We start from the raw sequence: 14,779 nt of genomic DNA on the forward strand, positions 1-14,779 counted from the left end.
CCCGCCCCGGCCCCGCAGGCCCCGAGCGCCCCGGCGCCGCAGGCCGTCACCCCGGAGCCGGTCGCCCCCGAGCCGGTCCCGGCCGCTCCGGCGCCCGCGCCGGCTCCGGCCGCCACCATCCCGGCTCCCGCGGCCCCCGAGGCCGAGGGCGCCTACGTCACCCCGCTGGTGCGCAAGCTCGCCGCCGAGAACAACGTGGACCTGTCCACGGTCAAGGGCACCGGCGTCGGCGGCCGCATCCGCAAGCAGGACGTCATCGCCGCCGCGGAGGCCGCCAAGGCCGCCCAGGCCCAGGCGCCGGCCGCCGCCGCGCCGAAGGCCGCCCCGCAGGAGGTGTCCCCGCTGCGCGGCCAGACCATCAAGATGCCGCGGATGCGCAAGGTCATCGGCGACAACATGATGAAGGCCCTGCACAGCCAGGCCCAGCTGACCAGCGTGGTCGAGGTGGACGTCACCAAGGTCATGCGGCTGCGCGCCCGGGCCAAGGAGGCGTTCGCCCAGCGCGAGGGCGTCAAGCTCTCTCCGATGCCGTTCTTCGTGAAGGCCGCCGTCCAGGCGCTGAAGGCCCACCCGGCCATCAACGCCCGGATCAACGAGGACGACAACACCATCACGTACTTCGACGTGGAGAACGTCGGTATCGCGGTGGACGCCGAGAAGGGCCTGATGACCCCGGTCATCAAGAACGCCGGCGACCTCAACATCGCCGGTCTGTCCAAGAAGACGGCGGAGCTGGCGGGCAAGGTCCGCTCCAACAAGATCACCCCGGACGAGGTGTCCGGCGCCACCTTCACGATCAGCAACACCGGCTCGCGCGGTGCGCTGTTCGACACGATCATCGTGCCCCCGAACCAGGTCGCCATCCTGGGCATCGGCGCGACCGTCAAGCGCCCGGTGGTCATCGACCACCCGGAGCTGGGCGAGACCATCGCGGTGCGCGACATGACCTACGTGGCGCTCTCCTACGACCACCGCCTGGTGGACGGTGCCGACGCGGCCCGTTACCTGACGGCGGTCAAGGAGATCCTGGAGGCCGGCGAGTTCGAGGTGGACCTCGGGCTCTGATCCGCACCTCGGTTTCCCTGCCGCGCCCCGCACGGGCTTCCCGTGCGGGGCGCGGTTTTCATTACCGCGGTGCCGGGATAATGGCAGCTGTTCACCGCTGGTTCTAAGGAGTCCCCCATGGCCGCGCCCGTCGTCCACTCGCTGCGCGAGCAGATCCGCGAGCACATCGTGGAGGGCATCGTCAGCGGCCGCTGGAAGCCGGGCGAGCGGATCGTGGAGCGCCGGATCGCCACGGAGCTCGAGGTCAGCCAGACGCCCGTACGGGAGGCGCTGCGGGAGCTGGAGTCGCTGCGGCTGATCGAGTCGGCGCCGAACAAGGGCGTCCGGGTGCGGAATCTGACCGCCGCCGACCTGGAGGAGATCTATCCGGTGCGGGCCGGGCTCGAGCAGATCGCGGCGGAGCTGGCCGCGCCCGTGCTGGCGGAGGACACCTCAGCGCTGGAGCCCGAAGTGCGGGCGCTGTACGAGGCGGACCGCACGGCCGACGGGGAGGCGCAGGTCCGGCACACCGTGGCGTTCCACCGGGAGCTGGTGCGGGCGTCGGGCAACAGCGTGCTGCTGCACACCTGGGAGTCGCTGGGCATCGAGATCTGGACGACGCTGTCGATCCGCTGGCTGGGCACCGTCCAGCAGTCGTACGCCGAGGAGCACCAGGCGGTGGTGGACGCCTTCAGGCGGCGGGACCCACGGGTCGGCGAACTGGTCAAGGAGCATGTGCTCGGCTGTGCACCGCGTGCCTAGTTTCGCGGCACGGAATGCCAATTTCGGCTTACGGAGCACTTTTTCCTTGGCAGCGCTTTGATCGATCATCGATCAGTCTTACCGTTACTTCCATGACCGATCTCGCACGCACGCAGCCGAGTGCGCTCGACCAGCTCCCCGACCGTGACCCCGAGGAGACCGCCGAGTGGGGCGCCTCCCTGGACGCGGTCACCCGGGCCGCCGGGTCGCACCGCGCCTCGTACCTCATGCGCCGCACCCTGGAGCGCGCCGAGAGCGCCGGGCTCGCGCTGCCGCCCCTGCTGGAGTCGGACTACCTCAACACCATTCCGACCGCCGCCGAGCCCGCGTTCCCGGGCGACGAGGCCATGGAGCACCGCATCACCGCCTGGAACCGGTGGAACGCGGCGGCGATGGTCACCCGCGGCAGCCGTGACGGCCTCGGCGGTCACATCGCCACCTTCGCCTCCGCCGCCTGGCTCTACGAGACGGGCTTCCAGCACTTCTTCCGGGGCAAGGAGGCAGGGGGCACCTCCCGGTCGAAGACTGGGGGAGGGTCCGGTGACCAGCTCTACATCCAGGGCCACGCCTCCCCCGGCATCTACGCCCGCGCGTTCCTCGACGGGCGGCTGACCGAGCACCACCTGGACCACTTCCGCCGCGAGGCGGGTGGCGACGGTCTGCCGTCCTATCCGCATCCGCGCCGGCTGCCGTGGCTGTGGGAGTTCCCCACCGTCTCGATGGGGCTCGGCCCGATCTCCGCGATCTACCAGGCCCGCTTCAACCGCTATCTGGCGGCGCGCGGCATCAAGGACACCGCGAACTCCCACGTATGGGCGTTCCTCGGCGACGGCGAGATGGACGAGCCGGAGTCGACGGCCGCGCTCGCCCTGGCGGGGCGCGAGGGCCTGGACAACCTCACCTTCGTCATCAACTGCAACCTCCAGCGCCTCGACGGCCCGGTGCGGGCCAACTTCAAGATCGTGCAGGAGCTGGAGGCCCAGTTCCGCGCGGCGGGCTGGAACGTGGTCAAGTCGCTGTGGGGCTCCGCCTGGGACGAGCTGTTCGCGCTGGACACCTCGGGCGCGCTGGCCCGCCGGCTGCGCGAGGTCCCGGACGGCCAGTTCCAGACGTACGCGACCCGCGACGCGGCCTACATCCGTGAGCACTTCTTCGGGGCCGAGCCGGAGCTGGCCCGGCTGGCGCAGGGGCTCACCGACGCCAAGCTCACCGAGTGCTTCCACACCTCGCGCGCGGGCCATGAGCCCCGCAAGGTGTACGCGGCCTACCGCGCGGCCGTGGAGCACAAGGGCGCCCCGACCGTCGTACTCGCCCAGACCGTCAAGGGCTGGACGCTGGGGCCCGGCTTCGAGTCGCGCAACGCCAACCACCAGATGAAGAAGCTGACGGGCAAGGAGTTCCGCGCCATGCGGGACCTCCTCGAACTCCCCATCCCGGACAGCAAGCTGGACGACGGCCTCGTCCCCTACGTCCACCCCGGCCCCGACTCCCCCGAGGTCCGCTACCTCCAGGAGCGCCGCGCGGCCCTCGGCGGCCCCGCCCCGGCCCGCAAGGTCCACGCGGTGGCCCTGCCCGAGCCGTCCGCGAAGCCGTTCGAGGCGCTCGCCAAGGGCTCCGGCAGCCAGGAGATCGCCACCACCATGGCCTTCGTCCGGCTGGTCAAGGACCTGATGCGGGACAAGGAGACCGGGAAGCGCTGGGTGCCGATCGTGCCGGACGAGGCGCGGACCTTCGGCATGGAGTCGCTCTTCCCCACCGCAGGGATCTACTCCCCGCTCGGCCAGACCTACGACCCGGTCGACCGTGATCAGCTCCTGTACTACAAGGAAGCGCAGAACGGTCAGATCCTCAACGAGGGGATCACCGAGGCCGGTTCGATGGCCGACTTCACCGCCGCCGCGACGTCGTACGCGACCCACGGCGAGCCGATGATCCCCTTCTACATCTTCTACTCGATGTTCGGCTGGCAGCGCACCGCCGACCAGATGTGGGCGCTGGCCGACCAGCTCGGCCGCGGCTTCCTCATCGGCGCCACCGCCGGCCGTACGACGATGACCGGCGAGGGCCTCCAGCACGCCGACGGCCACTCCCCGCTGATCGCCTCCACCAACCCGGCGGCGCTCACCTACGACCCGGCGTTCGCCTACGAGGTGGGCGCGATCGTGCGGGAGGGTCTGCGGCGGATGTACGGCCCCGAGGCCGAGGACGTCTTCTACTACCTGACGGTCTACAACGAGCCCAAGGTCCAGCCTGCGATCCCTGAGGGCGAAGGCGTCGAGGAGGGCATCCTCAAGGGCCTGTACCGCTACAAGGAGGCCACGGCCCCGGCCGAGGACTCCCCCCGTATCCAGCTCCTCGCCTCCGGCACCGCCGTCCACTGGGCGCTGGAGGCCCAGAAACTCCTCGCCGACGACTGGGGCGTGGCCGCCGACGTGTGGTCCGCCACCTCCTGGAGCGAGCTGCGCCGCGACGCCCTGTCCTGTGACGCGGCGCAGCTCAAGGGCGAAGACCGGGTCCCGTACGTCACCCGTGCCCTGGCAGGCGCACCGGGCCCGGTCCTCGCCGTCAGCGACTGGATGCGTGCCGTCCCCGATCAGATCAGCCAGTGGGTCGAGCAGGACTGGTACTCGCTGGGCACGGACGGCTTCGGCCTCTCCGACACCCGCGAGGCCGCCCGCCGCCACTTCGGCGTGGACGCCCCGGCCATCGTGATGGCCGCCCTGTCCCGCCTCGCCCGCCAGGGTGCGGTCCGCGCCACGGCCCCCAAGGAGGCGGCGGAGCGGTACGGCATCTGACGGCAGCGTCCCCGGAGGGCACGGCATCATGGGGCCGTGCGTGCTGCCCGGCTCATCAAGATGGTGCTTCTGCTCCAGGCTCGGCCCTCGATCACGGGGGCCGAGCTGGCGCGGGAGCTGGAGGTTTCCGAGCGGACCGTGACGCGGGACGCCGCCGCGCTGTCCGAGGCGGGGATTCCGGTCTACGCGGACCGGGGCCGGGCCGGGGGCTACCGGCTCATCGGGGGCTACCGCACCCGGCTGACCGGCCTCGGGCGGACCGAGGCCGAGGCGCTGTTCCTGTCCGGTGTGCCGTCCGCGCTGCGCGAGATGGGGCTCGCGGACGCCGCCTCCGCCGCCCGGCTGAAGGTGTCCGCCGCACTGCTCCCGGAGCTGCGGGACGCCTCCCACACGGTGGCCCAGCGGTTCCACCTCGACGCCCCGGGCTGGTGGCGGGAGCCGGAGGCGCCGGAGCTGCTGCCGGGCATCGCCGACGCGGTCTGGGACGATCTGCGGATCGCGGTCCGCTACCGGCGCCGGGACGCGGAGGTCAGGCGGGAGCTGGAGCCGTACGGGCTCGTGCTCAAGGCGGGCGTCTGGTATCTCGCGGCCCGTGCGGAGGGCGGCTTCCGGGTGTACCGGGTGGATCGTTTCGCCGCCGTGGAACCGACCGGCGCCCGCTTCGCCCGGGACGGGGAGTTCGACCTGCCCGCCTTCTGGGCGGAGCGGGCCGAGCAGTTCGCCCGCTCGATCCTGCGGGAGCGGGCCGTCGTACGGCTGACCCCGGCCGGGGCCCGGCGGCTGCCGCACGTCACGGACCGGGTGGCGGCCGAGGAGGCCGTACGCGAGGCCGGGGAGCCCGACGGGCAGGGGCGGCTCACCGTCACCCTGCCCGTCGAGTCGTACGAGGTCGCACTCGCCCAGCTGCTCGGGCTCGGCCCGGACGCGGAGGTGCTGGGGCCGCCGGAGCTGCGCGAGCTCTTCGTGGAGGCGGCGCGCCGTACGGCGGAGCTGTACCGGTGACCGTGCGGTGTCACCGGTAGTCGGCCGCCGTGCCCTCCTTACCGCCGAAGACGACGTCCCGGAAGTATCCGAAGACATCCGGCCGCGAGCCGTCCAGATCGGTGAAGCCGTAGACCTTGGCCAGCTCCCCGCTGAAGACGGACTCGCCGTTCCACCGCGCCCGGTCCGGGTCGGCGGCGAGCGCGGCGACCGCGCGCCCGACGAAGTGCGGTGACTCGGCGATGGCGAAGTGCGGCTCGTTCTCCACCGCGTCCCGCCAGTTCTCCTCCGTCACCCCGAAGTGGTCCAGCATCTGCTCGGAGCGCAGAAAGCCCGGCGAGACGCTGACCGCCGTGGCGTCGAACTCCTTCAGCTCCTCCGCGAGCCCGAAGGCGGTGCGGATCGGGGCGTTCTTGGCGAGGTCGTAGAAGAGGTTCTCGCGGTAGGTCCTGTTGAACTCCGCGTTGCCGTCGGTCACCTCGACCACCAGCCCGCCCGGGTGCCGGATCAGCAGCGGCAGCGCGTAGTAGCTGGTGATCAGGTGGGTCTCGACGCCGAGCCGGAGCATCCGCAGCCCGCCCGCCAGGCTCGTCTCCCAGCTCTTCTTGCCGAACTCGATCAGGGCCTCACCGCCCCATACGTCGTTGACCAGGACGTCCAACCGGCCCTGCTCCCGGTCGATCCGCTCCACCAGCGCCCGGACCTGCTCGGGCTCGAGGTGGTCCGTCGGCACCGCGATGCCCGTGCCGCCCGCGGCCGTGATCAGCTCCGCCGTCTGCTCGATGGTCTCGGTGGCCCGCCCCACCTCGCTGATCCGATCCCGGGTGGTGCGCCCCGTCGCGTAGACGGTGGCCCCGGCCGCCCCCAGCTCGACGGCCATCGCCCGGCCCGCGCCGCGCGTCGCCCCCGCGACGAGCGCGACCCGGCCCGCCAGTGCGCCCTGTGTGCTCACGTCCAATACGTCCTCTCGGTGTGAATGCCGTGTTGGGTGACGTGGTCGGCCCGGGTCGGCCCGGTCGGCCACGGGTCGACCTTCGCAGGGATACCCGACATCCGCTGTCCGGTATTGCGCGGCATCCGCATCCGGCACGTTCCGCGTGCGGGGCTGCGCGGGAGGGCCGATCCTGGTCCCGTGATGATGGACGAGACGGAGTTCTGGGGGCTGGTCGACAGCGCTCGGGAGGCCGCGGACGGCGACCCCGAGGACCAGTCCGACCTGCTCGTCGAGCAGCTGTCACAGCTCGACCCCGACGCGGTGCTGGACTTCGCCCGGCACTTCGAGGCCCGCTCCAACCGGGCGTACCGCTGGGATGTGTGGGGCGCCGCCTGGGTGCTGCTCGGCGGGGTCAGCGACGACGCCTTCGAGGCGTTCCGCTACTGGCTGATCGGCCAGGGCCGGGAGATCTTCGAGGGCGCGCTGCACGATCCGGACGCGCTCGCCGATCTGCTCGAGGACTTCGACGAGCAGGTGGACGGCGACTGCGAGGACCTGGGGTACGCGGCGGACGAGGCGTACGAGCGGCTGACCGGTGCGCCCCTGCCGGAGCTGGGGCTCTCGCCCACGCCCCGGGAACCGATCGGGGAGCCCCTCGACTTCGAGAGCGAGGCGGTGCTGGCGGAGCGGTATCCGCGGCTGTGGGAGCGGTTCAGGGCCTGACTGCCCGGTCGCCTGACTGCCCGGTCGCCTGACTGCCTGGTCGCCTGACTGCCTGGTCGCCTGGCTACCCGGTCGCCTGGCTGCCCGGTTGCCCGGGGCTCGCGCCTCAGCCGTCCAGCGGGCGCCCCATCATCACATCGTCCACGTACTCCCCCTCCAGCAGGAACTCCCCCGGCAGCACGCCCTCCACCGCGAACCCCTCCGACGCGTACAGCCGCCGAGCGGGCGTGTTGTGGCCCAGCACCCGCAGGGTCATACGGGTCGCGCCCTGCCGTCGCGCCTCCTGGTACGCGGCGCCGAGCAGCGCCCGCGCCACGCCCCTCCCCCGCACCCGCTCGTCCACCGCGAGCCCCTGGATCTGGCGGACATGGGCGTTGCAGGCCAGCGGGGTCGGCGGCACAAGCCGTAGGTAGCCGACGGGAGACCCGGCGAGCTCGGCCACGAGGATGTGCTCGACGCGGTTGTGGAGGGTGAAGAAGGGGTCGTACGGCGGTTGGGGCTTCGGCTGTACGGCGTGCAGGGGCGACCAGGTACGGCGGTCGAGATCGGCCAGCGCCGTGTCGTCGGCGAGCACGGCGGGTCGGATGATCAGCTCGGGCCGCTCGGCCCGACCGGGTGGTGGGGACGGTCGGGGCAGGTCGTAGGGCTGGGGCATGCGGATCACTGTGCCACGCCCACCCGTTGTCCGACATCCCTCCCGTGATCGAGGGCAGGATGGGGCCATGCGTATCGCGGTCACCGGTTCCTCCGGGCTCATCGGCACGGCACTCGTCCGCTCGCTGCGCGAGGACGGCCACCAGGTGGTGCGTCTGGTGCGGCGTCCCTCGCGCGCGGAGGACGAGGTGGAGTGGGACCCGCGGCGGCAATGGGTGGACACCTGCGGGCTGATGGGCTGTGCGGCCGTGGTCCATCTCGCGGGCGCGGGCGTCGGCGACCGGCGCTGGACCGACGCGTACAAGAAGGAGATCCGGGACAGCCGGGTGCTGGGCACCGCCGCCATCGCCGAGGCGATCGCCTCGCTGGACACCCCGCCGCGGGTGCTGGTGAGCGGGAGCGCGGTGGGGTTCTACGGTGACACCGGGGAGCGCGCGGTCGATGAGAGTGCGTCCCCTGGCCACGGTTTCCTTCCGGATCTCTGCCAGGACTGGGAGGAGGCGGCGACCGCGGCGCAGGAGGCGGGCGTCCGTACGGTCTTCGCCCGGACCGGTCTGGTGGTCTCCGCCGAGGGCGGGGCGTGGGGGAAGCTCTTCCCCCTGTTCAAGCTGGGGCTCGGCGGGCGGATGGGCAGCGGCCGGCAGTACTGGAGCTTCATCGCGCTGCGGGACCATGTCGCCGCGCTGCGCCATATCCTCGACACGCCCGAGCTCACCGGGCCGGTCAACCTCACCGCGCCGACACCGGTGACCAACCGCGAGATCACGGCCGCCATGGGCCGGGTGCTGGGCCGCCCCACGCTCCTCTCGGTGCCCGCGCCCGCGCTGCGGGTCGCCCTGGGCGAGATGTCGGGGGACGTCCTCGGCAGCGTCCGGGCCGTTCCCCGCCGCCTCCTGGACTCCGGCTTCACCTTCGCCTGCCCGCATGTGGAAGAGGCGATCAAGGCGGCGCTCGGGTAAGGGAGTTGGGCGCTCCGCGCCCCCTCCGCTCTCCTCCGCGCTCTCTCCTCCCCCGGTCGTGGACCCTTCGACGGCGGTCTGCGACTGGTGTGCGACCGGTGTGCGCCCGTGCCCGGTCGATGCGCGTCTGGCATCGACCGTTTTTGTCCGTACTGTCAAGACCGTCTCGCCGAGCCGTCTCGCGGGACCCACGCATCCGGACCGCCGGTCGGGGCAGCAGCCCCCATGACGGACGCACCGACCTCGGGGAGGACACGTGCTCAAGCGCGCGCACCGCACGGACGTCGTCATCGTCGGCGCCGGGCTCGCGGGGCTGGCCGCGGCCCATCGGCTGACCGGCGCGGGAGTCCCGGTCACGGTGCTCGAGGCCGCGCCCCACGTGGGCGGACGGATGACCACCGAGACCATGGAGGGCTTCCGGCTGGACCGCACCGGCCATCTGATGAACACCTCGTTCCCGGAGTTGCGGCGCACTCCGGGGCTCGGCGCCCTCGCCCTGCGCCCCTTCGCCCAGGGGGTGCTGGTCCACAGCGAGGGCCGTACGCACCGGGTGGACACGCCCCGGAGCATGAGGGGCGCATTCACCACGGCACGCGCCCTCGCGAACGCCGCCCGCGCGCCGCTCGGCAGCGGGCTCGATCAGGCCCGACTCGGTGCCGCGCTCGGCAGACTCGCCGCCCTGCCCGCGGACCGCCTGCTCGCCCGCCCCGACCGGCCGGTCTCCGAGACCCTGGGGGGGCGGGGCCTACCTGCTCGTACGGTCGAGGGGGTGCTGCGTCCGCTGCTCGTCTCACTGCTGAGCGACCCGGACCTCACCACTTCCAGCCGCTGCGCCGACCTGGCGCTGCGCGGTTACGCACGCGGCCGCCTCTGCCTCCCGGCGGGCGGCGCGTCCACCGTCCCCGAACTGCTCGCGGCCGCGCTGCCGCCGGGGACGGTCCGTACGGGCGTCCGGGCCGTATCGGCCTCCACCACCGCCGTGGCCACCGCCGAACACGGCGAGTTCGGCTGCCGCGCGGTGCTGGTGGCCACCGGGGCGCACGACGCGGCCGGGCTGCTGCCCGGGCTGCGGGTACCGGCCTTCCACCCGGTCACGGTGGTGCACCACACCGCCGACCGGCCGCCGCTGCGCGAGCCCGCGCTGATCCTCGCGGCGAGTGGCGGGGGCCCGGTCGCCCACACCATGGTGGCCAGCGAGGTGGACCCCTCGCGCACCCCGCCCGGCCGGGTGCTGATCACCTCCACGGTGCTGGGCACCTCCGCCGCGCTGCCGACCGCCGAGCTCGACCGGGCCGTCCGGGCCCAACTGGCGGCGGTGTACGGGACGTCGACGGCGGACTGGGAGCTGCTGGCCGCCCACCACGACCCGTACGCCGTCCCGGCCATGCCCGCACCCCACGACCCGCGCCGCCCGGTGCGGCTGCTGTCCGGGCTGTACGTCTGCGGCGACCACCGCGACTCCAGCACGGTCCAGGGCGCCCTGGCCTCCGGCCGCCGAGCCGCCCGAGCCGTCCTCAGCGACTTCGGCGCCCCACCGGACTCGGGCTCCGACACGAACCCGGGCACCCTGCCCGCGGCGGCGGCCTGACGCGAGGTCCTCGCGGGGCTCACCGCCGGGGTCAGGCTCTCGTTACGGCCCGCGGCCGGGGAAGACCGGCACGCGCCGTGGCGGCCTGCCCCGCACGGTGCGCCCGCGGGGGCTCCGGCTCGCGCCCGCACGGCGCGCCCGGCCTCGGTCCCCGCCAAGGGCCGGGCCCGGCCCGAGTTCCGGCACCGGCCCATCCCGCCGTGGCACCTGCGGCACGCCCGTGGGTGCTCAGCAGGACCAACCCGCCGTGTCTGCGCGTCAAGACGCATCCGTGGTGCGGGCGGCGGGCCCGGACAGGGCCGCCAGGATCGCGCCGCATACGAAGCATCCGGCCGCGATCACGGCGGACAGCCGCATCCCGGCGTAGAAGGCGGAGCTCGCGGACGCCGCCGCGAGGGTTCCGAACAGGGCCACGCCGATGGCGCTGCCCAGCTGCCGCGCCGCGTTGAACGCCCCCGACGCCGCGCCGCGCACCTCGTGCGGCGCGGCCTCCATCGCGGCGATCGTCGCCGACGGCATGGTGAACGAGGTGCCGAACCCGGTCAGCAGCAGCGGCACGACCAGCAGCGCGTACGGCGTGTGCGGTCCCACGGCCGCCCAGCCGAGCAGCCCCACGGCCCCGGTCAGCAGCCCGGCCACGGCCGGGATATGGGTGCCGACGCGCGCCGCGACCCGCCCGGACAGCGGCGAGGCGGCCGCCACCAGCGCGCCCATCGGCAGCAGCGCCAGACCGGTGGCGAGCGGGTCCCAGCCCCGGTGGCGCTGGAAGTAGAGGGTGGTGAGGAAGAGCAGCCCGTAGAAGCCGAGGTTGAGCAGCACCCCCACGGCCAGCGCGGCCGGGAACCGGAAACCGGTCAGCAGGCGGGGCGGCAGCGCGGGCGCCGCCGCACGCCGCTCCAGCCACAGGAACAGCGCCCCCGCGAGCGGCGCGGCCGCCAGCGCGCCGAGCACCAGCGGATCGGTCCAGCCGCGCCCGCCCGCCTCGTTCAGCCCGGCCGTCAGGGCGGCCACCGCGCCGACGCCGGTGAGCTGGGCGACGAGGTCCAGTGGCGGACGCTCGCCGCGCGGGCGGGTGGCGGGCACATGGCGGGCGGTGAGCCAGATGGCGAGCGCGCCGAGCGGGATGTTGACGAGGAACACGGTCCGCCACCCCACGCCCCACACCAGCACTCCACCGAGCACCGGACCGGCCGCGGCGGCGACCCCCGCGATCCCGCCCCACACCCCGAACGCCCGGGCCCGCGCACCGGGTTCGGGGTGCAGCGCCCCGAGCAGCGCGAGCGAGGCGGGCACCATGGTCGCCGCCCCGGCCCCCTGCGCCAGCCGCGCGCCGACCAGAAAGCCGGCGCCGGGCGCGAGCGCGCACGCGGCGGAGGCCACCGTGAACAGCCCGAGCCCGGCGAGGAACACCCGCCGATGGCCCAGCCGGTCCCCCAGCCCACCGCAGAGCAGCAGCAGCCCGGCGAAGACGAGCGTGTAGCCGTCCACGATCCACTGGAGCGCCGCCTGCCCGGCCCCCAGCCCGGCCCCGATGCGGGGCACGGCCACATTGACGACGGTGACGTCGAGGATGACCAGGAAGTAGCCCAGGCAGATGGCGAGCAGCGGGCCCTTCCGCACGGCACCCGCCACGGGCGGGTCCGAGGAGCGCGGAGGCCGGTGTGTGGAGCGGTACGTCCTCATGCCTCCAGCCTCACTCCTGATCCCTTCGGTGCCGGCCGAACCATGGCGCGCCCACACTTCGGCCGTCGCCGAAGCGACCCCGCCCTACGCTGGAACCATGGCCACCACCACGGATGCCCGTGACGCCGACATCGCTCGCGCGGCCGCGGCGATCGCCGACCCGTCCCGCGCCCGCGTTCTGCGGGCGCTGCTGGAGGGGCGTGCGCTGCCCGCCAGCGTGCTGGCGAGTGAGGCCGGGGTCAGCGCGTCCACGGTGAGTGGGCATCTGGCCAAGTTGCTGGAGGCCGGGGTGGTGCGGGTCGAGCGGCATGGGCGGCACCGGTACTACCGGCTGACCGGCCCCGCCGTCGGCGAGGCGCTCGAGGCGCTGGCCAGGATCGCCCCGCCGCTGCCCGTCACCTCGCTGCGGCAGAGCACCCACGCACACGCCCTGCGCCGGGCGCGCACCTGCTACGACCATGTCGCGGGCGCCCTCGGGGTGGCCCTGATGGCGGCGCTGCTGGAGCGCGGGGTCCTGGAGGGCGGCGACGGGCGCTTCCACCCCGAGACGGCGGAGGGCGACCGGCTCTCGGCCCCGGGCAAGGACACCACGTACCGGCTGACGGCCCCGGGGCGCGCGGAGCTGGCGGCGTTCGGCGTGGACGCGGACGAGCTCGCCGGGCGCCGCCAGCTGATCCGCTACTGCGTGGACTGGACCGAGCAGCGCCACCACCTCGCCGGAGCGCTGGGAGCCGCCCTGACGGACCGGCTCTTCGCGCTGGACTGGATCCGCCGTGGCAGCCGCCGCCGCGTGATCAACCTGACCGACGCGGGTCGCACCGGCCTGGAGCGCACCTTCGGCGTCGCGCTGGACGCCTGAACGGCGGCAGACCCCAGACACCGGAGCGGCGACAGGCCCCTAGGGTCTGGGCGGCGACAGGCCCCTGACCCCTCGGCGGCGACAGGCCCCTGACGCCTGGGCGCGGCGGGCCCCCGACGCAGGAGCGGCCGACAAACCCCTAGCGCCCGAGCGGCGTCAGACCCCAGACGCCTGGGCGGCGGCAGACCCCCGACGCAGGAGCGGCCGACAAACCCCTAGCGCCCGAGCGGCGACAGGCCCCCGCCGCCTGGGCGGCGGCAGACCCCCGACGCAGGAGCGGCCGACAAGCCCCTAGCGCCCGAACGGCGGCAGCCCCCCGACGCCTGGGCGCGGCAGACCCCCGACGCCTGGGCGGCGGCCGACAAGCCCCCGACGCAGGAGCGGCCGACAAACCCCTAGCGCCCGAGCGGCGGCAGCCCCCCGACGCCTGGGCGCGGCAGACCCCCGACGCAGGAGCGGCCGACAAGCCCCTAGCGCCCGAACGGCGGCAGCCCCCCGACGCCTGGGCGCGGCAGACCCCTGACGCCTGGGCGGCGGCAGACCCCCGACGCAGGAGCGGCCGACAAGCCCCCAGCGCCCGAACGGCGGTAGCCCCGACGCCCGAGCGGCGGCAGACCCCCGACGCCTGGGCAGCGGCAGGCCCCCGACGCAGGAGCGGCCGACAAGTCCCGGCGCCTGAACGCCGGGCAGGCCGCTACCCCAGCGCCGCCACCCGCTCCCGATAGCCCCGTACCGGCGCCGCGTCCCGGTACGGCTCCAGGCGGCGCTCGAAGTCCCGTACGTACTCCGCCGCCCGCACCGACCGCATCTCCGACGCCTGCTGCGCCGCCTCCGCGCCCAGCTGGCACGCCTGCTCCAGCTCGCCGAGGCCCAGCCGCGCCGTCGCCAGCACCACCCGGCAGAACAGCCGGCTGCGCGCGAAACCCGCGCCATGCAGCTGAAGGGAGCGCTCCGCGTGCTGGGCGGCGGCGCGGTACTGCTGAAGATCGCGGTGACAGTGGCCGAATTCGTCCGCCAGCTGCGCCTCGTCGAACAGCCGCGCCCAGTACGGCACCTCGTCCCCCGGCCGGGCCGCCTCCAGCGACCGCTCGGCGCGGGCGAGCGAGGCGGTGCACGCGCGCACCTCGCCCAGGACGCCATGGCCGCGCGCCTCGATCGCGTGCAGCAGCGACTGGAGCACCGGCGGGGCGCCGCCGCCGACTCCCTGCTGGGCCACCCGGGCCAGCTGTACGGCCTCCCGTCCATGGCCGAGATAGACCGCCTGGCGGCTCATCGTGACCAGCACATAGCTGCCGTACGTACGGTCCCCGGCCGCCTGCGCCAGCCGCAGCGCCTGGACGAAGTAGCGCTGTGCCAGACCGTGGGCGGCGATGTCGAACGAGGTCCATCCGGCCAGCCGGGTCAGATCGGCGATCGCGCCGAACAGGCGCCGCCCGGTCGCCTCGTTGTACGAGCCGCGCAGCATCGGCTCGCCCTCGTGCTCGAGATAGCGCACCAGGGCCTGCCGGGCGTGGCCGCCGCCGTACGTCTGGTCCAGCGCCGCGAACAGCTCCCCGACCGAGCGCAGGGCCGCGATGTCGCCGGAGCTCACCCGGTAGCCCGGGCCGCGCCGGTCGCGGTCGTGGCGCCGCTGGCGGGGCAGCGGCGCCCGGCCGTGCGCGCCATGGGCACCGTGCGGGCCATGGCCGCCATGGGCGCCGTGAGCGCCATGGGTGCCCTGACCGACCGCGCGCCCCGCCACCGCCCGCCCCCCCCCCCCCCCCCCCCCCCCCCCCCCCCCCCCCCCCCCCCCCTCCG

General features: G+C 74.2%; 12 protein-coding genes. 8 read left to right on the top strand and 4 right to left on the bottom strand.

Annotated features, from left to right (window positions below; all coding sequences use genetic code 11):
• The 4 genes from sucB to ABD329_RS46005 form a co-directional block, all read left to right on the top strand.
• Window positions 1-1,065, top strand: a 1,065-nt coding sequence (sucB, locus tag ABD329_RS45990) for a 2-oxoglutarate dehydrogenase, E2 component, dihydrolipoamide succinyltransferase (RefSeq protein WP_344318052.1), incomplete at its 5' end; no start/stop codon positions are given.
• 117 nt (window positions 1,066-1,182) lie between these two features.
• Entirely contained in the window at window positions 1,183-1,806 is a 624-nt protein-coding gene (locus tag ABD329_RS45995; RefSeq protein WP_198272938.1) for a GntR family transcriptional regulator, read from the top strand.
• Window positions 1,807-1,898: 92 nt separating this feature from the next.
• Entirely contained in the window at window positions 1,899-4,601 is a 2,703-nt protein-coding gene (gene aceE / locus ABD329_RS46000) for a pyruvate dehydrogenase (acetyl-transferring), homodimeric type (RefSeq protein WP_344318053.1), read from the top strand.
• A 36-nt stretch (window positions 4,602-4,637) separates the two neighbouring features.
• Window positions 4,638-5,603: a helix-turn-helix transcriptional regulator gene (locus ABD329_RS46005; protein ID WP_198281605.1), complete on the top strand. Its 966-nt coding sequence runs from the start codon at window positions 4,638-4,640 to the stop codon at window positions 5,601-5,603.
• Between the two features lie 10 nt (window positions 5,604-5,613).
• Here ABD329_RS46005 and ABD329_RS46010 read toward each other — a convergent pair whose 3' ends face one another.
• Window positions 5,614-6,534 (bottom strand): SDR family oxidoreductase, encoded by a 921-nt coding sequence (locus tag ABD329_RS46010; protein WP_198281604.1) that lies wholly within the window; start codon window positions 6,532-6,534, stop codon window positions 5,614-5,616.
• Window positions 6,535-6,720: 186 nt separating this feature from the next.
• On the opposite strand from ABD329_RS46010, the gene ABD329_RS46015 reads away from it, so the two are divergent.
• Complete coding sequence (locus ABD329_RS46015) at window positions 6,721-7,239, top strand: DUF4240 domain-containing protein (protein WP_198281606.1); 519 nt, start codon at window positions 6,721-6,723, stop codon at window positions 7,237-7,239.
• Between the two features lie 106 nt (window positions 7,240-7,345).
• On the opposite strand, the gene ABD329_RS46020 is transcribed toward ABD329_RS46015, so the two are convergent.
• Complete coding sequence (locus ABD329_RS46020) at window positions 7,346-7,894, bottom strand: GNAT family N-acetyltransferase (protein WP_344318055.1); 549 nt, start codon at window positions 7,892-7,894, stop codon at window positions 7,346-7,348.
• Between the two features lie 67 nt (window positions 7,895-7,961).
• Here ABD329_RS46020 and ABD329_RS46025 point away from each other — a divergent pair, with 67 nt between their 5' ends.
• Together ABD329_RS46025 and ABD329_RS46030 are read left to right on the top strand one after the other, a co-directional pair.
• Complete coding sequence (locus ABD329_RS46025; protein WP_198281784.1) at window positions 7,962-8,852, top strand: TIGR01777 family oxidoreductase; 891 nt, start codon at window positions 7,962-7,964, stop codon at window positions 8,850-8,852.
• Between the two features lie 256 nt (window positions 8,853-9,108).
• Complete coding sequence (locus ABD329_RS46030) at window positions 9,109-10,440, top strand: NAD(P)/FAD-dependent oxidoreductase (RefSeq protein ID WP_198281785.1); 1,332 nt, start codon at window positions 9,109-9,111, stop codon at window positions 10,438-10,440.
• A 258-nt stretch (window positions 10,441-10,698) separates the two neighbouring features.
• Here ABD329_RS46030 and ABD329_RS46035 read toward each other — a convergent pair whose 3' ends face one another.
• Window positions 10,699-12,123 carry an MFS transporter gene (locus ABD329_RS46035; protein ID WP_344318057.1) on the bottom strand — a complete coding sequence of 475 codons (1,425 nt, stop codon included), beginning with the start codon at window positions 12,121-12,123 and terminating at the stop codon, window positions 10,699-10,701.
• A 97-nt stretch (window positions 12,124-12,220) separates the two neighbouring features.
• On the opposite strand from ABD329_RS46035, the gene ABD329_RS46040 reads away from it, so the two are divergent.
• Window positions 12,221-12,982 carry an ArsR/SmtB family transcription factor gene (locus ABD329_RS46040; protein ID WP_198281978.1) on the top strand — a complete coding sequence of 254 codons (762 nt, stop codon included), beginning with the start codon at window positions 12,221-12,223 and terminating at the stop codon, window positions 12,980-12,982.
• Between the two features lie 694 nt (window positions 12,983-13,676).
• Here the strand turns inward: ABD329_RS46040 and ABD329_RS46045 are convergent.
• Window positions 13,677-14,779 (bottom strand): NsdA family TPR-like regulatory protein (locus tag ABD329_RS46045; RefSeq protein ID WP_344318058.1); only part of this gene is annotated, 1,103 nt, incomplete at its 5' end.

Source organism: Streptomyces javensis (genome assembly GCF_039525925.1).
Classification (GTDB): domain Bacteria; phylum Actinomycetota; class Actinomycetes; order Streptomycetales; family Streptomycetaceae; genus Streptomyces; species Streptomyces asiaticus.

What these genes read in the sequence shown, in the direction of transcription:
- ABD329_RS46035 (WP_344318057.1), bottom strand. Translation starts at nt 12,123, where the DNA reads ATGAGGACGTACCGCTCCACACACCGGCCTCCGCGCTCCTCGGACCCG.
- ABD329_RS46025 (WP_198281784.1), top strand. Translation starts at nt 7,962, where the DNA reads ATGCGTATCGCGGTCACCGGTTCCTCCGGGCTCATCGGCACGGCACTC.
- ABD329_RS46020 (WP_344318055.1), bottom strand. Translation starts at nt 7,894, where the DNA reads ATGCCCCAGCCCTACGACCTGCCCCGACCGTCCCCACCACCCGGTCGG.
- ABD329_RS46015 (WP_198281606.1), top strand. Translation starts at nt 6,721, where the DNA reads ATGGACGAGACGGAGTTCTGGGGGCTGGTCGACAGCGCTCGGGAGGCC.
- ABD329_RS45995 (WP_198272938.1), top strand. Translation starts at nt 1,183, where the DNA reads ATGGCCGCGCCCGTCGTCCACTCGCTGCGCGAGCAGATCCGCGAGCAC.
- ABD329_RS46040 (WP_198281978.1), top strand. Translation starts at nt 12,221, where the DNA reads ATGGCCACCACCACGGATGCCCGTGACGCCGACATCGCTCGCGCGGCC.
- aceE (WP_344318053.1), top strand. Translation starts at nt 1,899, where the DNA reads ATGACCGATCTCGCACGCACGCAGCCGAGTGCGCTCGACCAGCTCCCC.